Raw genomic sequence first — 19,826 nt, forward strand, 5'->3', positions numbered from 1 at the left:
ACCTCACGGTGGACACCCTTGTCTTTAGCTAACAGTTCCTACTGCAAAGGTCTGTAGTGGACTTTCACCACCTAGTTGTCGCCCATGCCAGGCGCACCAACAAAATCTGTACACCGCCCCCAGAGAGGGGATGTACAGATGACTTGCTACTAGTAATTTTCTTCATTTTAGCGAAAAAATCCTAGCCTCACAAGTTTTTTCGCCTAAATGCAAAAGAAGCTCAGACATCAGTCAAAGCTTCCTCTACACTAAGATTATTCTTCTTTACTTTTTTCTAGTCTTTGGCTTCCATACCCTTGAATTGTTCACGGAAAAGCGGACTCACTGATTTGTTATTTTGAATCCGATAGATGGCTTCAGCAATCAGTTCAGAAACAGATACTGTCGTGATCTTATCAATTTTCTTTTCCTCAGGGAGGTTGATTGAGTCGGTTACCACAATTTCATCAATATTAGCGTTTTCTAGGCGTTCAATGGCTGGGCCAGATAGGACAGGGTGGGTACAGCAGACAGTTACCGAAACAGCACCTGCTTCTTCTAAGGCATTAGAAGCAGCGGTAATGGTGCCGGCGGTGTCGATCATGTCATCGATAATGATACAGTCTTTGCCTTTGACTTCACCAACAATATTCATGACTTCGGCGACGTTGGCACGTGGACGACGTTTGTCGATAATAGCAATTGGCGCATCCAAGAATTCAGCCAATTTTCTAGCCCGGGTCACCCCGCCGTGGTCAGGAGAGACAACGACAATGTCTTTGCCTTGATAAAGATCTTTATCAAGGAAGTAATTAGCCAGTAGCGGAGCTCCCATGAGGTGGTCCACCGGAATATCAAAGAAACCTTGAATTTGGCTGGCATGTAGGTCGAGAGCGAGCACTCGGGTAGCGCCAGCATCTTCTATCATATTAGCGACCAATTTGGATGTAATCGGTTCACGTGGCTTGGCCTTACGGTCTTGGCGGGCATAACCAAAGTAAGGAATCACCACATTGATTTGATCAGCGCTAGCCCGGCGGCAGGCATCGATCATAATCATTAGTTCCATTAAGTTCTCATTGACTGGTGCAGAAGTCGATTGCAAAATATAAATATTATCCCCACGAATGGATTCTTCAATGTTAATGTGAATTTCCCCATCACTAAAGTGGTTAACATTTATTTTTCCCAATTCAATTCCCAAACAATCAGCAACTTTCTGTGCCAAGGGTTTGTTAGAATTTAATGAGAAAAGCTTAAAGTTTTTATCTTCATGTTCTGACATTGTCATAAGTTCCTCCTAAAACCTAAATGTAAAAAAACTAAGTCCCTACCATACTATCTTACCATAGATGTAAGCTCTTTAGGGTTAACTTTCCGGCTTATTTTTAGAAATAGGTAATTTATGCCAGTAATTTTCTTTATTACTTTGCCGTGACCGGGCGATGGCCAGGGCCTCTTTAGGAACGTCTTCAGTAATGGTTGAGCCAGCAGCAACAAAACTATGATCAGCCAGGCTAACCGGGGCAACAATATTGGCATTGGAACCGATAAAGCTATAGTCGCCCACCTGACTGCGGTGCTTACTATAACCATCATAGTTACAGAAGATCACCCCGCAACTAAGGTTAATATAGCTGCCTAAGTCAGCGTCGCCTACATAGGTTAAGTGGCCGGCCTTGGTGTGGTCCCCGAGGCTAGCATTTTTAATCTCAACGAAGTTACCGATATGGACATATTCTCCTAATACTGATTGGGGTCTGAGATGGGCCATGGGGCCAATTGACGTATGAGAGCCGACTTGGCTGCTTTCAATTTTAGAGGAATCCACCGTCACTTCATCGCCAATTTGGCTATCCACGATCTGGCTATTGCCTTGAATATGGCAGTTCTTTCCGATATGGGTCTGTCCTAAGAGGGTCACTTGTCCTTCAATAATGGTATCTTGGCCGATGGAGACTTCCGCATCGATTTTAGTCGACTGTGGGTCTAAGATAGTCACTCCATTATCCATCCAGTAGCGGTTGTTTCTTTGATAGTAAAGCTGGTTGGCTTGGGCCAGGGCTTGACGGTCATTAACCCCCAAAGATTCGCCAAAATCAGCCATTTGATAAGCCGAAATTCGTTCACCTTGGCTACGTAAGATTTCAATCACATCCGGGAGGTAATATTCCCCTTGGGCATTATCATTGCCAACTTGGTGGAGGGCCTCAAAAAGGGCCTGGTTATCAAAGACATAGGTTCCGGTGTTAATTTCCTTAACCGCCTTTTCTTCTGGCTTGGCATCCTTTTCTTCGACAATTTTAGCCACCGACCCGTCTTGCCTACGGATAATCCGACCGTAGCCACTAGGATCTTCTGCCTTAGCGGTTAAGATGCTAGCCTTAGCCCCTTCAGCTTCATGGACATCCAATAAGTCTTCCAGGGTAGCCCGGGTGATTAGGGGCGTGTCTCCACAAATCACCAGGGTAGAGCCTGCCTTATCAGCCAGTAAATCTTCCGCTTGTAAGACCGCATGGCCCGTCCCTAATTGTTCTTCTTGGAGGCAGAATTGACTTTGCCCTGCTAAGACTTTTTCGACCTCTTCGGCTCCGAAACCGACAATGGTAATGACCTCATTAAAGCCGGCTGCTTTAACATTGTCTAAGACGTGAGCCACCATGGGCTTATTAGCGACCTCATGTAATACCTTATACTTATTTGATTTCATCCGGGTTCCCTTACCAGCAGCAAGGATAATCGCATAACGATCCATTATTTTATATGCACTCCTTCATTTTTAGTCCTCTATTATTCTAATGAAGTTTTTCTTGGGCTTCAATTCTTTTTTGTTTTTTTACGCCGGGCACCCTTGTTCTTTTGCTGGCGTTTTCGATTTTTCTTTTTCTTACTTTTGCCGGCTAAGTGACCAACTGAATGAGCAGACTGCTTAAAAGACTGAGGCTTTTTGGCCTTTCTGTTTGCCTGGTCATGGCCTGTTAGCTGGGGCTGGCTAGCAGCTTTGGCCAGCTGGCCTTGGTAAAGAGCGTACTCTTCCAGCTCGGTTCCTTCTGGTAAGACTTGTTTGAGTTCTCTCAGGGTGCGGTCATTATTGCAGAAAGTCAAGACCAAGCCTTCTTGCCCCATCCGCCCGGTCCGGCCACTGCGGTGGACATAGGTGGCCTGGTCTTTGGCCTGGTCATATTGGATCACATAGGCTAAGCCAGGAATATCCAAGCCCCGGCTAGCCAAATCGGTCGTGAATAAATAAACCAGCTGCCCCCGGTTAAAGGCTTGGATGACCCTTTGTCGGTCTTGCCCACTCATCTCCGCATGCAAGGAGGCTACAGGCAAACCATGGTAGCTTAATTTTTGTTCCAGTAAGTCCACATCGGCCTTGGTACGAACAAAAACTAAGGCCCTAAAGTCGGCCAATTGGGCCAGGCTGCGCAGGCGGTCCACCCTTTTGCGGACCGGTGTTTGCAGGTAGCCATGGTGGAGATTGGCCCGGCTGGACAGGTCCCGTCTGAGGTCAATGACCTGGTCAATGGCCAGTAAGTCTTTAGCCTTGGTCAAGCTGTCTTGGGTGATGGTGGCTCCAAAAGCGATATTTTGCCGGTGTTTGGGGAGGCGTTTGATTAAATCTGTGAATAGAGGAAGGCTGTCAGCTTTTAGCAAGTCATCGACTTCATCACAGACCAAATATTTAACTTGGTGGACTTTTAATTTGCGCTGTTCAATGAGTTCATTAATCCGCCCTGGACTAGCCACTACGATTTCCGGCTTGGCCTTCAATTGGTCAATCTGGCGCTTGATGTTAGCCCCACCAATGACTAGCTGGAGTTTTAGGTCAAGCGATTGGGCCCAAGGGCGAGCCACACTAGCAATTTGACTGGCTAATTCCTGGGAAGGGGCCAGAATAATTAACTGCAAACCTGCCTGGGCCTGAACATGATTGAAGCTGGCTAAAAGATAGGCCAGTGTCTTCCCAGTCCCTGTCGCCGATAAGGCTAAAAGATTGTCCCCCTGTAAAATACGGGGCCAGGCTGCAGCTTGGATGGGTGTGGGCTGGTCAAAGCCCTGTGCCTCCCACTCTGCCTTAAGGGGCTGGGCTAAGTGGCTGGCTAGTAAACTGTCTTGCTCTGCTTTCAAAATTAAACCTCATCGCTCTCTTCTTGAATACTTAAATACTTGCTTCTTTGGCCTTGGTCAGGATCCGTAATAGCTAATGTCTCAGCCTCTACTTCTGACTTGGCTGGGACTAGGTCAGCCTGTGCGGTTTGGGCAGCTAATTCTTCATCGACCTCATTATTGAGGATGGCCTTGGCTTGTTTCCAGGACAAACCCCCATAAGCGGCAATTTCGCGGTCGGTTTCCGCCAGTTCCCGTTCCAGGAAAGCTTCTTTAGAAGCGGTTAATTGCACCAAAACCAGTTCTGATTGGTTATTGAAACGAACATGCCATTTTGGGGTCCCGATTCCCCGTGAAATCACTAGGCACTTGTATTGGTCCCCAGGAAGGCGGAAAACTCCTTCGGTATATTGGGGCAAGTGGCCTTGGTCAGAGGCGTAAAGGCCTCCTAGTCCCGGTATCCGAATTTGTCCGCCTTGGGCATGACCAGAAAGAACCAGGTCGGGCGATTTCTCGATCGATTCATGGTAGCGTAAGAAGGCTTCAGGATGGTGGGCGAGTAAGATCTTAGGCAGGGCTAATTGGTCCGCTTCAAGAGGGAGATAACGTAAGGCATCCCCTTTTAAGAAGTGGCGGCCTGGTTTTTCCGCCAGGCCCATAACAACCAGGTCTTGGCCATGAAGCGTGATGGTTTCCGCTTGGTCATGTAAGACCTTGACCCCTGCTTGTCTTAAGAGCTCTTCCATTAAATGGCTATAAGGACTCTTCACTTCATTGGAGCCGCTAACATAGAATACTGGGGCTAGGTTGGCTAATTGCTTGATAAAAACAGCCAATTCTTGGCGGTCAAAGGCCTTCTCCGGATGGATAAGGTTACCGGTAATAGCAACCAGGTCGACCTCCTCCTCTTTAACAGCCTTCAAGATATCGACCACCTTAACCCTTTGGTCAGGGAAATTAAGGTCGGACAAGTGGGCAATTTTCACCCCTTCCAAACCGCCAGCATAGCGGGGACTTTCAACTAAATAATGGGTTTTTCCCAGTTGATAATTTTGAAAATAAAGATAGGCCAGACTGCCCCCAATGACAGCAGCAGATTGCAAGCCCTTCTTCAAGAATTGATTCTTTTGACTCATATGATTGCCTCCCTTTGACTAAATGATCTCAGTGAGCTAAGTACTCCTTATATTTTAGCATAAGCCGCCCGCTTTATCCCAGATAAGCTCACCCGCCAGGCGGCTTGGATGGATTTTTTAAGCGGGATTGCTATAATAGATAGATGAGTTTAAAGACAACAAACATTATGGATTAGAAAGGAGATGATTCTTGGTGGCCAACCAACTGATCGAAAATAAACTGAAATTAGTTCCTAAAAAACCAGGTTGTTACATCATGAAAGATCGCAACCAACATATTATCTATATTGGAAAAGCCAAGAATCTCTTTAACCGGGTTCATTCCTACTTCCGCAGTCAGCATACCGGGAAAACCGCCCAATTAGTATCAGAAATCGCTGACTTCGAAGTCATTATGACCAATACCAACAAAGAAAGCCTCTTGTTGGAAATTAATCTTATCAAAAAATACAAACCCCACTATAACATTATGCTCAAGTACGGGACCATGTATCCCTACCTGAAAATTACCAATGAAGAAGATCCTCAACTGATCATCACTTCTGACGTCAAAAATGACGGCGGCAAGTACTTTGGTCCTTATCCCAATGTTAATGCCGCGACCAGCACTCGGGACCTGCTCCAAAAAACCTATCCCTTAAGGAAATGCGGTAAGAATGAAAAACGGGCCTGCTTCTACTACCATCTGGGCCAATGCATTGGCTGCTGTGACCATGAGGTATCGGCCCAAGAATATGCCCAACAGATTAAGCGGATTACCCGCTTTTTGAATGGAGACGTGCAAACCATTAAAGAGGACCTTCAGAATAAAATGGCTCAAGCCTCAGAAAATATGCACTATGAGCGGGCCGCTGAATACCGGGACCAAATTAACTATATTGAGCAAACTGTTGAACCGCAAAACGTCATGAGTAAGCAATACAATAACCGCGACGTCTTTGCCTATTACTACAACCATGGCTGGATCAGCATCCAAGTCTTCCTCCTGCGCCAGTTTTCTATTATCAAGCGGGATTCGGCCCTCTTCGCCTGTTATAACGATCCCGCCGAAGAATTGACCTCTTATATAGTTCAATTCTACCAAGAGCAAAACCACACCCTGCCTAAGGAAGTATTGGTACCGGAAAATATCGATACCCATCTCTTGAGTGATGCTCTCGAGATCTCCGTGGTCAACCCTAAACGCGGGGATAAACGCCATATGCTGGACCTAGCTACCGAAAATGCTCAATTGGCCCATGAACAAAAATTCCGCTTATTAGAAATGAATGAGAAGAAAACCCGGGGAGCCGTTGAGGAGCTTAGTGCCGCTTTAAATCTGCCCTATCTCAGACGGATGGAAAGCTTTGACTTTTCCAATATATCAGGGGTGGACAATGTCTGTGGGATGGTGGTCTATGAAGACGGTCGTCCCAATAAGAAGGCCTACCGCAAGTTTAAGATCAAGTCCTTCCAGGGAGCCAATGAGTACCAAGCTACCCAAGAAGTGATTCGCCGCCGCTATAGCCGGCTTTTAAAAGAAGGCAAGGACCTACCGGATATCGTGCTCATGGACGGGGGCAGTATTGAAGTCAATGCCGCCCGGGATGTCTTGATCAATGAACTGGGCCTCGACGACTTACCAGTTGCCGGCATGGTCAAAGATGACAAACACCGGACCTCCCACTTAATCTTTGGCGATGACCATGCCATTGTGCCCCTAGATCCCAAGTCCCAGGCCTTCCATTTGGTGCAAAGAATTCAAATCGAAGTCGACCGCTATGCCAAAACCTTCCACCGGCAAGTCCACCACAAGAATTCTTTCCAATCCCGTCTTGATAGTGTTAAAGGGGTGGGTCCGAAAACCCGGCGCAAGGTTCTCAGCCACTTTAAAACCATTAAGGCCATCCGCCAGGCTGATGTCAGTGAAATCCAAGACCTGGGTATCCCTGAACAAGTCGCCGAATCCATCCACCGGCTGGCTTGGGAAGGCCACAAGGGCTCGCCTTACTCAGACCAAGATAAGAGTTCTTAGGCCCTATTTCATAGTTAATTGAATAGCAAAAAAACGGAGTAAGTCTCAAGCTACTCCGTTTTTTCTTATGTATTTTTACTATTTATCGGTTGAATCTTGGTCTTCTTGATCTGGAGTCAAAGGATCCCCATCAAGGAAATCTGATTGATTCACAATAGACTTATCATAACTGCTTTCCGCGCTGCGGTCAGCGGCGAGGAGGATGTCGTCCTTATGCTTGGCTTGTTTAAAGTTGGTCTTCTTAGGGGTGTTGTAGCCATAAGGGTCATAAGGTTTCTTCTCGACAATTTCACCCGCTGGTTCAGCTGAAGACTCCTCTTCAACAGTTGCTTCTAAATCAGCTTTATCCGCTGATGATTGACTGTCGTCTGATGGGCTTGATTCTTCCAGGACGGGGAAGTCAAAATCGCTTGTTTCTTCTTCCTCTGGACGGTTCTCAACTGAGTTAGTATCTGTTACTGTGTCGGTCAGGTCAGTTGCTTTATCTTGAGGGGCTTCCGCTTGGTCTGGAAGAGTTTCCTCATTAATAGGACTTGCTTCAGGCTGACTATAATCTTCAGCCAAGTCGAAGATATCTGAGGCCGGCAGGACTTCCTCCTGTTGACTATCATCGAGGACATAGCCTGGGTCAGCATAGTCATAGGCAGTTTCATCCGGCTTATCAGACTCATTATCCTTTTGCGAATCAGAGCGAGCAGGCTCATCTTGGCTGTCAGCTGGTGCCATTACCATAATCTCCTCATCGTTCTCTTCAGGATCTAATGAAGCGGGGTCAAGAGCTGGACTCTCACTTTCTGGATAAGAAGTGGTTTGGCTTTGACTATAAGTCTCTTCAGCGACTGCCTTAAAATCATCTTGGTCTGGGCCATAGGTTTCTCTAAAGGCCGCTTCGGAAAGATAATCGTCACTGGAAGAAGCAGAATCATCCAGAGCGTTTAATTCAGAGGCATCGATGGCCATAGTATCCGCGGTAAATTGAGGACGATCTTCAGTGTGGTATAAATCAGCAATATTATCGCTGGCTTCAGCGCCAAAACCAGGGAAGTGATCATTAAGGTAGAGGGCATATTGCTTAGTTTGTTCACGGTAAAAGACCGCTTGAACCACCATGAACTTAATTAGATTACCAAATAAGAATAAGACCACCAGCACTCCCAAGCCTAATTGGGCCCAGAAATAATAGTCAGCTTGAGGAAAGGCAGTTCTAAAGTAAGCCAGCAAGGAACTGACTAGCCCACCAATGATCAAGGGCGTGAAGACATAGCCTAAACCCATCTTGAAGAGCCGCCACTTATTGCCCCGCATCAGTTGCCAGCTCATTCTCAAAGACCGGAAAACACCGGTTTCTTCGTTATCGTAAGTTGGGAACATAATGAAGTTAAAACCATAGTAGAGCCAGCTAGTCAAGAGAGCAAGTAAAAATAGTAATAATAGCGCAATCAACAGATAGAGCACATGAACAACGATACCGGTCACTTGACCAATGGCTGCCCGGGCCGTAGAAAGAACGACCACATAGTAGAAAAATAAAATCGTGGCTAAAACTAAATAAAAGACAAAGGCAGAGAACCAGCGCACAATAGCTGCCAAGAAATTGGTAATATAGTGGCGGATAGGCCGATGGGTAAAGGCTGACCATACCCGGCCAATATGATGGTTCCCCCCATCAACCATTTCAAGTAAGGACCAGGGGGTACCAAAGACCCAGACCTGAACCATGAAAAAGCTGATTAGGAAGGTCACCAATAGGGTGATCCCTAAGGCGATAGGATCGGTACTTTGTCCGACTTGGTTGATTATTTCACCAATCAAACCCGGCGTATCTAAAAATACCCGGTTAATCGAAAAAGATTGGACACTAAGGGGTTGCAACCAATTGGCTAAAAAGGCCAAAAGGCTGGTAAAAGCAAAAGTGATGACTAGATTAAGTAAAAACATCCCGGTTAAAGACAAGCGATTACCAGAAATGGCTGACTTGGCCTTATCTTTAAGCTCGCGGTTGCTTTGATTAAGTTTCAGCTGCATGTATATCCTCCTTATGACTCCTTAAACACTAAGAGCATTTTCTTCACGTTCCAATTGTAAAACAATGGCCGCTGCATAATTACGTTCAGCAGCAAAGCGTCCTGACTTTAAATGATAATCCACGTTTTGCCGGCTAGTTTGGTTCATCTTGGCTATGGCACTGGCATAACCCTTTTCATAGAGACCAGTCACATAAAAATGGTCACTCTGTATTTTAGCATGTAAATCAACAATTTTTAAGGGCTTTCGCGCTTGAAAGTCAATGGTTTGATAGTCCTGTAACTTGTCTTCCATAGCATAGACCGGCATTTTTAAGATTTCTAAGGCTTCGATCTCTTGAAAGGGCCAGTCACTGGTCATGGCATAGGCCGTATAGAGCGGGAATTGGACTTCATAGGACAGTCGCAGGGCTCTTTGAATCTCAGACTGTTCTTTGATGATCTCTTGCCAGGCCAAAAGCAGCATATTGGTCAGCTGGTCCTCTAAATAATTAGCATTGTAGAGTAATACTCCTTCTCCCAAGGACTGGGCCTCCAAGAGGGCTTGACTGGCATAGTGGTAGGCTGGACTGGCAACTAGCCCCGCTTGTGAAGCAAGACTGCCATAAGCGATGCTGGCATTAACTTGAATCGGATACAAGAGCTGCTCGAGCAAGCGGTAGGCCAAGAAGGCTGACGCCGTATGGTTAAAGGATAAGAGCCATTGGTCCTCACTTAGAGCATAGGGCGACTCCCAACGATCTGGGGTAAAAATTTGGGTCACAATCCCAATTCCCCGCTCTAATAATAACTGTAAATCGGCCTTGTCTAAGTCAGGGTAATGACCAGCAATATAAAGTAAAGTCTTCCTGGCTGTCACATGACTCTTCCTTTCTAGTCAATAATTTCAAGCTGGGGATTTGCTGCTCTTGCCGCCTTAATCATAGTAAAAAAAGGCTCGGCCTTGCTTGCCAGATTGCTTCTTAAATCAACGGGGTGCTTCAGAATCAGCTGGAGAGGTTTTGTGTTGGCAGTCAAGACATCATATAAAGCATCCAAGTTGCCGGCAAAAGTCACGCTCTTATCCATCCCCTGGGCAAAGGCCCGATAGAGGTCCTGGCTATTCTTGATCAAACGACCGTCAAGAATGACTTGATAAGCCTGGGGGCTGTTGCTAACCTGGCCATGGTAGCGGTTAGGAGATGTCTGCATCTTCCTGGTCTTATTTTTTCCATTCATTGTCTTCACCTCAATACAACTGTTTAAAACTTTGGTAGTGGTCATCCGTATAGTAGATGTCACCAGATGAGGAATAAACCAGGCGGTCATCGCCCCGATAGCCCCCGTAGTAATTAACATCGGCCTCCCGGTAAGTTTCATCAGCCGGTAGCTTCTTTTCAAAGTTACCAAAATGGTCGCCACCAATGGTTTTCTTATCGGTCACTTCCCATAAATTGCCCTTATCACTTTCCCAGCCAGCCGCCTGGGCTTGTTTTTTAGTGATGTAGTTGGGCGGAAGTTCCTGGTAGGCATTGAGATAGGCACTGACCTCTTCGTCAGAGCGATAAACCTGCCCATACTCCACCTGGTCTCCTGCCTGCTGGGAGACTTGATCCAAAACTTGGTCAAGTTCTTGGCAACCCGCTAGGCAAAAGGCTAAAATTCCCGTTAAGAGAAAAGTTAAAAACCGCTTCATTGCTATAATCACCTACTTCATTTTCCTCTATTATAGCAAAAGCCTAGCTAAAAGAAAAAAGGTGCCCAGCCCAGCATTGACACCTTTTTCGAGAGACTTGCTCTTATTTTATTTTGTCGCTAGTGAGAAATTATTGGGCGATTTTCTCTCTAATGCTTTCAATTGAATCGGAGGAATCAACGCCTAAGTTTTCTAAGCGTTTTTCCCCACCGATACGCACTAGGGCAGGTACTGTTGCCACTTGGGCTTGTTCTCTAAATTCTTGAATAGCAACACTTTCTGCGGTGGCCGTCGAATCCAGATAGGCAAACTCTAAATCATCGCTTTCAATAATTTCAATTAATTTAGGTAGGAACTTGCGGCAATAAGGACAAGTTGGCCGACCCACGAAAACTAAGGATTCTTCCTTACTATCTAGATTAGAGAGTAGGTCCTTGGCGTTCACACGGTTTAATTTTTCAACAGCTTCATTAAATTCACTTTCACTATAAGCCATATTTCCACAACCTTTCCCTACTATAATAACTTAAATTTCATAAAAATTAAAATAAATGAATTATAAAAGTCCTGACTTTTGCTATACTCAAGGGTGTAAGCATGAGAACCAGACTTGTAAAGTAAACATGAGGTGACCCCATTGAAGTCAATTTCTATCATTATCCCTTGCTACAATGAAGCCGATAATATCCGTCCCTACTACCAGGCCATGTTAGCGACCATGTCTCACTTTCCTGACCAATTGAACTGGCAGCTCCTCTTTATTGATGACGGATCAACAGACCAGACCCTCCAAGAAATCAAGGCCCTGAGCCAAGCAGATCCGCGGCTGACTTACCTGGCTTTTTCCCGGAATTTTGGCAAGGAAGCAGGTATCTATGCTGGCTTACAACACAGCCACGGAGACTATGTCGTGATTATGGACGTCGACCTCCAGGACCCGCCTGAACTATTGGTCCCTATGTACCAAAAACTCAAAGAAGAAGACTATGACTGTGTGGTGACCCGCCGTCAAGACCGGCAAGGAGAATCCTGGTTTCGGTCGCAATGTGCCCGTCTCTTTTACTGGCTGATTAACCAATTATCCCACACCCCTATTCGCAGCGGGGAAAGAGACTACCGCATGATGACTCGACAAATGGTCGATTCTGTCCTCAAAGTGAGTGAAGTCAACCGTTTCTCTAAGGGGATCTTTAATTGGGTCGGCTACCAAAAGACCTATATCGATTTTCCCAACCACCAACGCCAATTTGGCCACAGCCATTTTAGTTTTTGGAATCTCTTGGTATATTCCTTAGAAGGGATTATTTCTTTTTCACAAATTCCCCTCAATATCATCGCTATCCTAGGTCTCATTGTCTTTATTGTGGCCATAGGACTAGCTGCCTTTTTTATGGTCCGTACCCTGCTCTTTGGTAATCCTACTTCAGGCTGGACATCAACCATTGTTATTATTTTGCTCATGGGTGGTTTGCAAATGCTTTCTCTCGGCATTGTGGGGAAATACATTGGCAAGACTTTTCTGGAAAGTAAAAGGCGTCCACTTTACCTGGTTAAGGAAAGTAACCTTGAAGAAGACGACTAATAAAAAGCTTTTTACTTAGGAATTTATTCAGTCAATCGAGCAGATCCATAAAAGTAGTCCAGGACTGCCTCCCAATTATCCAGCCGGTCGGGATAATTTTCGGTCAAGTTATGGGGGGCTGAAAAAAGCAGCCCCTTACCATTAAAGCCTTGAAAATGACGACTATTATCATCAATCAAATAATCAGCCTCCAAAATCGACTTTTTCCCACAGAACACATAGTGACTATCGGGAATAAAGTCAAAATTGCGGACTAACCACTCATACTTAGCAGTAAAAGAACTAGGAAACTCCATTGCAGCCGTAGTAATAAAGACTTCATAATCCTGATTGAGTTGCCAAAGAGCCTTTTGTGCCCCCTCTATGACATCAAGATCAGCAAAATAACTAGGATCAGCCACCATATCATGGAGCGCTTTTTGGTACTGGGGAAATAATTGATCCAAGTTCTTCCCATGAAGATCCTCTTTTTTAATTTGAAAATCATAGCTTTTATTAAACAAACGAAGTTGCTTAGCTAAAAAATCCGCAATCACTTCGTCCATATCAACAGCAATTTTTTGCATAGGCGTCCTTCCTTTCTTAACGAGTAAGCAAAAGTAATTTCTCCTTCTAATGCCAGCAAGCAGGTTTTAACTAATTCAGTCCTGCTTGCTTTTTTGTTTTCACAGTCTTGTAAACGGTTTTGATGATCTTAATAACTTACTTATCCTATGCCCTATTAAAACACAGAGCCCTAGGCAATTCCAAAAGAAAGCAAGAAAAAGAGTCTGGGACAAAAGTCTCAAAACAAAGGTTCTATAATATTTGGTGTTGATGGGAGCCAACGGCTCTTCATTGGCACCATTTTTTATACACAAAAAGCCATGGAAAGCCTATACTGAAAATACAAACAAACACACAGAAAGGCGGATTCCATGACTCAATCCCATTGTATACAAAATCTCTTTAATATAAAAGATGAAAATATTGAAATTGAAGATAAAGTAGTGGAGGAAAAGAAAGGCAATATCGTTCATAAGGTTATTTTTGGGAACTTAACTAACCAACCTTCTCACTGTTCCCATTGCGGCCATATCAACGAATCACAAGCTGATATCGTTAAAAATGGTTCTTATTCAAGCGATATCTTACTAACAACCATTAATGATGGGCAACCCGTTACTTTGCGTCTTAAAAAGCAACGTTTCTTTTGTAAACACTGCCAAAGGACTTTTAATGCTAAAACTCCCATAGTCACTGCTAATTGTTATATTTCTAACACGCTAAAAAATGCAATCACTTTTGCTCTCAGTGAGACGATAGCGATGACTCTTATTGGTAAACAACACAATGTTTCCGTATCGACGGTGATTCGACTTCTAGAAGAAAGAGGAAAAGCATTACTTCCTAAATTTAATTATTTGCCCCAGTACCTTTCTTTTGATGAATTTAAATCAGTGAAAAATGTCAGTGGTGCGATGAGCTTTATTTTTATTGATCCAGTGAACCATCGGTTAATTGATATTGTTGAAAATCGACAAAAGAGCGAATTAATCCACTACTTTATGCGTTTTTCTTACCAAAGTCGTCAAGCCGTCAAAATCGTTACAATTGATATGTATAGCCCGTATATCGAAGTCATCCGCGCTTGTTTTCCCAATGCAAAAATTCTATTTGACCGTTTTCATGTCATTCAACATCTCAATTTGGCCATCAATTCCGTACGTATTCAGCTAATGAATCAGATTCGCTATCAATCACCACGTGATTATCGCAAATTAAAGCAGCTATGGAAGTTGCCTTTAAAAAATGAATGGGAACTTGACTTTAAAAACTTATATACTCATCGACTTTTTGACGGTCTCGTTTCAGAACAGATGATTGTTGATTACCTCACCAATTTATCTCCCGAATTATCGCGCACCTATACTTACGTTAATCGCCTAAAATATAGTATTTATACCCATGATATTCAGTCCTTTAGAGACTTGCTTATTGAAGTCAAGAAATACACATTTCCACGTAGAGTACGAACCATTTTTCAAACGTTAGAAAGATATCAAGAAGGTATTTGTACAGCTTTAACGTATACTTTATCTAACGGTCCAATAGAAGGAATGAACAATAAAACGAAACTGATTAAGCGCACAGGATATGGGTATCGTCGTTTTGATCATTTAAGAATACGTATAATAATGGCCTCTCGATTGGTATGTAATGATTTTCAACCTCGGCCTCTCACTTTTTCAGAAGCAGCATAGTCTTTGTGATACTTATTCATTATTTATGATATTGCTTTCTTACTCTTTATTTTCGCCTATGGCGAAAAAACAAGAAATAAGAGGTCTTTTAATCGTCCCCATTTTTCTTTGATCGGCAAATATTAAAAAATGTCATACCAGTTCTGATATGACATTAATTATATAAATTCTCATCAACACGATTTGACAAAGAACCAAAACAAAAAGGGTTAAGAAGTTAGTTTTCACTAATTTCTTAACCCTTTTACTTAAAATTAGGTATTAAAAAAGCACCCTGTTATAATATTAGTAACCACACTAAAGATTAAGGGGTGCTTCTTATGTACATACAATATAACATGAATCAAACAACACTTCCACTAGAATTATCTGCATGTATCGATCCAGATCATATTGTATTTTCAATCTATAATTTTATTGAATCTCTGGATGAAAAATACTTTGAAAGCTTCAGTACGCAGGACGGCCGTCCTGCCTATCATCCAAAGCCTTTAATCATGGCACTTCTATATGCTTATAGTAAAGGCGTATTTAGCGGAAGAAAAATAGAGGAACTGATGGTTGAAAATTTACCCATGCAGTGGCTAGTCGCTCAACAAGTTATTAGCTATCGAACGATTAATCGCTTCCGTTCTTCAGAAAATTGCAGATCTTTATTAGAAAATCTATTCGTTGAGTTTACCACTCAGTTAAAGTTAGAGAAATTAATTCATTTAGAAAATTGCTTTATCGATGGAACTAAAATTGAAGCGAATGCCAATAAATATTCTTTTGTTTGGAAAAAGGCAACTGAAAAATATGCAGAGCGATTAAAAGTGACCTCACGTGAATATTACTTTAATGAAATTCAACCGATGGTTGATGCTGGAATCCAATATGATGAAAATTTAGATCTAGAAGAAACGATGCTTCAAGAGATATCTAAAGTGCTTAAGGAAGAAATCGATAAACTCACTGAAGATATTGAGGAAACTCCTGTAAAAGGGCCAGATCAACGTAAACAAGAACGCCGTCGTTTGAAAAAACATTACCGTAAAGTGAGTCAAGATTTTCTACCTCGCAAACAAAAGTATGCCAAACAGTTTGAAACATTTAACGGAAGAAATAGCTATTCAAAAACAGATCCTGATGCGACGTTCATGCGAATGAAAGATGACCATATGATGAATGGGCAATTGAAAGCGGGATATAATATCCAAGTAGCGACTGAAAACCAATTTGTCCTTCATTATGATATTTTCCACAATCCGACGGATACGCGGACTTTACAACCCTTTGTTGAAAGTTTTCCTAATTCCCCGAAATGCATTGTAGCTGATGCTGGTTATGGTAGCGAAGAAAACCTTACTTATTTAGATAACCATAAAATTAACCATTTGATTAAATACAATCGGTTTGATAAAGAGCAGAAAAAGAAACATAAAAAATCAGCTAAAAATATGGATAATTGGAGTTACGATAAGCAAAGTAATACTTTCACACATCCTGATGGCACGGTTTATTTCTTTAGTCATCTCCAAAAACGAAAAAATAAAATGAGTGGTTATATTTCTGAAATTCAGGTTTATAAGCCTTTGGATCCAGAAAATGCGCCGCAAAAGGCGCTTTACTATAATAAAAACTATCAGGAATTAAAGAATATAGAAACACAGAAGCTTTTATCTGAAGAAGGATCTAGGCTCTTTTCCAAACGGAAAATTGACGTTGAACCAGTTTTTGGCCAGATAAAGGCTATTTTAGGGTTCACTCGATTTAACCTCAGAGGGAAAACAAAGGTTAAAACTGATGTTGGATTGGCCTTCATGGCCAATAATTTGAAAAAATATAGCAAAATAAAAGCAAGAAAATAAGAGAATCTACAAATCACGCTTAAGTAATTTGTAGATTCTCTTTTTTTTTATAGTCCGTAGACTTTTGTCCCAGACTCCTTAGTTAGCACGGCAACGTCCTAGTCTCACAGGGGGCAACCCCCAACTACATTCGGCGCTAAGAAGCTTAACTGCTGTGTTCGGGATGGATACAGGTGGGTCCTTCTTGCCATCGTCACCGTACAATTTATTTTTTTTGAGCTTGTTCGCTCAAAACTGAATCTATCATGCCTTCCGTAAACCTCATACAACCTTATCCTTTGGATAAGTCCTCGACCGATTAGTATTTGTCCGCTCCACTTATTGCTAAGCTTCCACTCCAAACCTATCAACCTGATCGTCTTTCAGGGGTCTTACTACTTTCAAAGTATGGGAAATCTCATCTTGAGGGGGGCTTCACGCTTAGATGCTTTCAGCGCTTATCCCGTCCACACATAGCTACCCAGCCATGCTCCTGGTGGAACAACTGGTACACCAGCGGTGTGTCCATCCCGGTCCTCTCGTACTAAGGACAGCTCCTCTCAAATTTCCAACGCCCGCGACGGATAGGGACCGAACTGTCTCACGACGTTCTGAACCCAGCTCGCGTACCGCTTTAATGGGCGAACAGCCCAACCCTTGGGACCGACTTCAGCCCCAGGATGCGATGAGCCGACATCGAGGTGCCAAACCTCCCCGTCGATGTGAACTCTTGGGGGAGATAAGCCTGTTATCCCCAGGGTAGCTTTTATCCGTTGAGCGATGGCCCTTCCATGCGGAACCACCGGATCACTAAGCCCGACTTTCGTCCCTGCTCGACTTGTAGGTCTCGCAGTCAAGCTCCCTTCTGCCTTTACACTCTGCGAATGATTTCCAACCATTCTGAGGGAACCTTTGGGCGCCTCCGTTACACTTTAGGAGGCGACCGCCCCAGTCAAACTGCCTGACTGACACTGTCTCCCGACCAGCTAATGGTCGCGGGTTAGAATGGTCATCCCACAAGGGTAGTATCCCACCAGTGCCTCCATCGAGACTAGCGTCCCGACTTCGATGGCTCCTACCTATCCTGTACATGTGGCACAAACATTCAATATCAACCTACAGTAAAGCTCCATGGGGTCTTTCCGTCCTGTCGCGGGTAACCAGCATCTTCACTGGTACTACAATTTCACCGAGCCTCTCGTTGAGACAGTGCCCAAATCGTTACGCCTTTCGTGCGGGTCAGAACTTACCTGACAAGGAATTTCGCTACCTTAGGACCGTTATAGTTACGGCCGCCGTTTACTGGGGCTTCAATTCAGAGCTTCGCATACGCTAACCCTTCCTCTTAACCTTCCAGCACCGGGCAGGCGTCAGCCTCTATACATCATCTTTCGATTTGGCAGAGACCTATGTTTTTGATAAACAGTCGCTTGGGCCTATTCACTGCGGCTGACCTTGCGGTCAGCACCCCTTCTCCCGAAGTTACGGGGTCATTTTGCCGAGTTCCTTAACGAGAGTTCGCTCGCTCACCTTAGTGTTCTCCACTCGACTACCTGTGTCGGTTTGCGGTACGGGTTGTTTGATTCTCACTAGAAACTTTTCTTGACAGCGTGACGTCGGCGGCTTCGGTACTAAACTTCCCTCCCCGTCACAACTCATGAAGCCTGAGGCAAGCCTTTCACTCACCTTCTCACTCATTGCTTGGACGCGTCTTTCCATCTCCGCGCTCCGCTTAGCCTTCTGTGTCCTTCCATCGCTCAAACAAATCAAACAAGTACAGGAATCTCAACCTGTTGTCCATCGCCTATCCCTTTCGGTCTCGGCTTAGGTCCCGACTAACCCTGGGAGGACGAGCCTTCCCCAGGAAACCTTAGTCATTCGGTGGACGGGATTCTCACCCGTCTTTCGCTACTCATACCGGCATTCTCACTTCTATACGCTCCACATGTCCTCACGATCATGCTTCTCTGCCTATAGAACGCTCTCCTACCATCCTACGGATCCACAGCTTCGGTGTTCAGTTTAGCCCCGGTACATTTTCGGCGCAGGGTCACTCGACTAGTGAGCTATTACGCACTCTTTCAATGATGGCTGCTTCTAAGCCAACATCCTAGTTGTCTAAGCAACCCCACATCCTTTTCCACTTAACTGAAACTTTGGGACCTTAGCTGGTGGTCTGGGCTCTTTCCCTTTCGACTACGGATCTTATCACTCGCAGTCTGACTCCCGGACTAAACTATTTGGCATTCGGAGTTTATCAGATGTCGGTAATCCAGGATGGACCCCTCGATCAAACAGTGCTCTACCTCCAATAGTCATCATCCGAGGCTAGCCCTAAAGCTATTTCGGAGAGAACCAGCTATCTCCAAGTTCGATTGGAATTTCACCGCTACCCACACCTCATCCCCGCCTTTTTCAACAGACGTGGGTTCGGCCCTCCAGTGTGTTTTACCACACCTTCAGCCTGGACATGAGTAGATCACTTGGTTTCGGGTCGACGACAACAAACTCAACGCCCTCTTCAGACTCGCTTTCGCTGTGGCTCCGCTTCTTCAGCTTAACCTTGCTTGCTATCGTCACTCGCCGGTCCGTTCTACAAAAAGTACGCCATCACCCCTTAACGGGCTCTGACTGCTTGTAGGCATACGGTTTCAGGTACTCTTTCACTCCCCTTCCGGGGTGCTTTTCACCTTTCCCTCACGGTACTGGTTCACTATCGGTCACTAGGGAGTATTTAGGCTTGCCAGATGGTCCTGGCGGATTCCGACGGAATTTCACGTGTACCGCCGTACTCAGGATACTGAATGAGGTGGTTGAGCTTTCGCCTACGGGATTGTCACCCTCTCTGATCGCCCTTTCCATGGCGTTCGACTAGCTCATTCACTCCCGTCCATCAGTCCTACAACCCCAGCATGCAAGCACGCTGGTTTGGCCTCTTTCCGTTTCGCTCGCCGCTACTCGGGAAATCGATTTTTCTTTCTCTTCCTGTGGCTACTGAGATGTTTCAGTTCACCACGTCTACCTTCCACTCAGCTATGTGTTCACTGAGTGGACCATTGTCGATAAAAACAATGAGGTTCCCCCATTCGGAAATCTCCGGATCAAAGCTTACTTACAGCTCCCCGAAGCATATCGGTGTTCGTCCCGTCCTTCATCGGCTCCTAGTGCCAAGGCATTCACCGTACGCCCTTATTCACTTAACCACCGGTTAAGTTGTATGATGCGAAAAGTTTT

14 protein-coding genes and 2 rRNA genes are annotated in these 19,826 nt (G+C 44.5%); 4 read left to right on the forward strand and 12 right to left on the reverse strand.

The genetic code is table 11. From position 1 onward, the window contains the following. Positions 1–274: 274 nt before the first annotated feature. The 4 genes from CJ190_RS07325 to CJ190_RS07340 all read right to left on the reverse strand — a co-directional run bounded on the left by CJ190_RS07325 (position 275) and on the right by CJ190_RS07340 (position 5,225). On the reverse strand, positions 275–1,264 hold the full coding sequence (locus tag CJ190_RS07325) for a ribose-phosphate diphosphokinase (protein WP_060778693.1): 990 nt from the start codon (positions 1,262–1,264) through the stop codon (positions 275–277). A gap of 84 nt (positions 1,265–1,348) precedes the next feature. Beyond that, positions 1,349–2,737: a bifunctional UDP-N-acetylglucosamine diphosphorylase/glucosamine-1-phosphate N-acetyltransferase GlmU gene (glmU, locus tag CJ190_RS07330; protein ID WP_101562122.1), complete on the reverse strand. Its 1,389-nt coding sequence runs from the start codon at positions 2,735–2,737 to the stop codon at positions 1,349–1,351. Positions 2,738–2,796: 59 nt separating this feature from the next. Further along, positions 2,797–4,110 (reverse strand): DEAD/DEAH box helicase, encoded by a 1,314-nt coding sequence (locus tag CJ190_RS07335; protein WP_064292867.1) that lies wholly within the window; start codon positions 4,108–4,110, stop codon positions 2,797–2,799. A gap of 2 nt (positions 4,111–4,112) precedes the next feature. Further along, complete coding sequence (locus CJ190_RS07340; RefSeq protein ID WP_064292866.1) at positions 4,113–5,225, reverse strand: metallophosphoesterase; 1,113 nt, start codon at positions 5,223–5,225, stop codon at positions 4,113–4,115. A gap of 193 nt (positions 5,226–5,418) precedes the next feature. On the opposite strand from CJ190_RS07340, the gene uvrC reads away from it, so the two are divergent. Further along, the gene (gene uvrC / locus CJ190_RS07345; protein WP_064292883.1) at positions 5,419–7,239 is read left to right on the forward strand and encodes an excinuclease ABC subunit UvrC; all 1,821 of its coding nucleotides are present in this window, start codon (positions 5,419–5,421) and stop codon (positions 7,237–7,239) included. Positions 7,240–7,317: 78 nt separating this feature from the next. Here the strand turns inward: uvrC and CJ190_RS07350 are convergent, their stop codons facing one another. The 5 genes from CJ190_RS07350 to CJ190_RS07370 all read right to left on the reverse strand — a co-directional run bounded on the left by CJ190_RS07350 (position 7,318) and on the right by CJ190_RS07370 (position 11,434). Continuing rightward, positions 7,318–9,264, reverse strand: coding sequence for a DUF975 family protein (locus CJ190_RS07350; RefSeq protein ID WP_064292865.1), 1,947 nt, complete (start codon positions 9,262–9,264; stop codon positions 7,318–7,320). Positions 9,265–9,285: 21 nt separating this feature from the next. After that, complete coding sequence (locus tag CJ190_RS07355; RefSeq protein ID WP_064292864.1) at positions 9,286–10,122, reverse strand: hypothetical protein; 837 nt, start codon at positions 10,120–10,122, stop codon at positions 9,286–9,288. A gap of 14 nt (positions 10,123–10,136) precedes the next feature. Beyond that, positions 10,137–10,481: a barstar family protein gene (locus CJ190_RS07360; RefSeq protein ID WP_064292863.1), complete on the reverse strand. Its 345-nt coding sequence runs from the start codon at positions 10,479–10,481 to the stop codon at positions 10,137–10,139. A 10-nt stretch (positions 10,482–10,491) separates the two neighbouring features. Next, positions 10,492–10,938, reverse strand: coding sequence for a ribonuclease domain-containing protein (locus tag CJ190_RS07365; protein WP_083307078.1), 447 nt, complete (start codon positions 10,936–10,938; stop codon positions 10,492–10,494). Between the two features lie 130 nt (positions 10,939–11,068). Next, positions 11,069–11,434, reverse strand: a complete 366-nt coding sequence (locus CJ190_RS07370) for a thioredoxin domain-containing protein (RefSeq protein WP_082888651.1) — start codon at positions 11,432–11,434, stop codon at positions 11,069–11,071. Between the two features lie 141 nt (positions 11,435–11,575). On the opposite strand from CJ190_RS07370, the gene CJ190_RS07375 reads away from it, so the two are divergent. Next, positions 11,576–12,520, forward strand: coding sequence for a glycosyltransferase family 2 protein (locus CJ190_RS07375; protein WP_064292862.1), 945 nt, complete (start codon positions 11,576–11,578; stop codon positions 12,518–12,520). Between the two features lie 23 nt (positions 12,521–12,543). Here CJ190_RS07375 and CJ190_RS07380 read toward each other — a convergent pair whose 3' ends face one another. Continuing rightward, positions 12,544–13,086: a 5' nucleotidase, NT5C type gene (locus CJ190_RS07380; RefSeq protein WP_064292861.1), complete on the reverse strand. Its 543-nt coding sequence runs from the start codon at positions 13,084–13,086 to the stop codon at positions 12,544–12,546. A gap of 351 nt (positions 13,087–13,437) precedes the next feature. Here CJ190_RS07380 and CJ190_RS07385 point away from each other — a divergent pair, with 351 nt between their 5' ends. Both CJ190_RS07385 and CJ190_RS07390 read left to right on the forward strand, forming a co-directional pair. Further along, a complete protein-coding gene (locus CJ190_RS07385) occupies positions 13,438–14,763 on the forward strand; it encodes an ISL3 family transposase (protein ID WP_101562096.1) in 1,326 nt (441 codons plus the stop codon). Positions 14,764–15,083: 320 nt separating this feature from the next. Then, complete coding sequence (locus CJ190_RS07390; RefSeq protein WP_101602523.1) at positions 15,084–16,613, forward strand: IS1182 family transposase; 1,530 nt, start codon at positions 15,084–15,086, stop codon at positions 16,611–16,613. An 85-nt stretch (positions 16,614–16,698) separates the two neighbouring features. Here CJ190_RS07390 and rrf read toward each other — a convergent pair. Further along, positions 16,699–16,814, reverse strand: a 5S ribosomal RNA gene (rrf, locus tag CJ190_RS07395). 77 nt (positions 16,815–16,891) lie between these two features. Next, positions 16,892–19,795, reverse strand: a 23S ribosomal RNA gene (locus tag CJ190_RS07400). Positions 19,796–19,826: the final 31 nt, after the last annotated feature.

Origin of the sequence: Aerococcus loyolae (genome assembly GCF_002871915.2) — a bacterium.
GTDB classification, from domain to species: Bacteria; Bacillota; Bacilli; order Lactobacillales; family Aerococcaceae; genus Aerococcus; species Aerococcus loyolae.

What these genes read in the sequence shown, in the direction of transcription:
- CJ190_RS07340 (WP_064292866.1), bottom strand. Translation starts at nt 5,225, where the DNA reads ATGAGTCAAAAGAATCAATTCTTGAAGAAGGGCTTGCAATCTGCTGCT.
- CJ190_RS07360 (WP_064292863.1), bottom strand. Translation starts at nt 10,481, where the DNA reads ATGAATGGAAAAAATAAGACCAGGAAGATGCAGACATCTCCTAACCGC.
- CJ190_RS07325 (WP_060778693.1), bottom strand. Translation starts at nt 1,264, where the DNA reads ATGTCAGAACATGAAGATAAAAACTTTAAGCTTTTCTCATTAAATTCT.
- CJ190_RS07365 (WP_083307078.1), bottom strand. Translation starts at nt 10,938, where the DNA reads ATGAAGCGGTTTTTAACTTTTCTCTTAACGGGAATTTTAGCCTTTTGC.
- CJ190_RS07370 (WP_082888651.1), bottom strand. Translation starts at nt 11,434, where the DNA reads ATGGCTTATAGTGAAAGTGAATTTAATGAAGCTGTTGAAAAATTAAAC.
- CJ190_RS07380 (WP_064292861.1), bottom strand. Translation starts at nt 13,086, where the DNA reads ATGCAAAAAATTGCTGTTGATATGGACGAAGTGATTGCGGATTTTTTA.
- CJ190_RS07385 (WP_101562096.1), top strand. Translation starts at nt 13,438, where the DNA reads ATGACTCAATCCCATTGTATACAAAATCTCTTTAATATAAAAGATGAA.
- CJ190_RS07350 (WP_064292865.1), bottom strand. Translation starts at nt 9,264, where the DNA reads ATGCAGCTGAAACTTAATCAAAGCAACCGCGAGCTTAAAGATAAGGCC.
- CJ190_RS07390 (WP_101602523.1), top strand. Translation starts at nt 15,084, where the DNA reads ATGTACATACAATATAACATGAATCAAACAACACTTCCACTAGAATTA.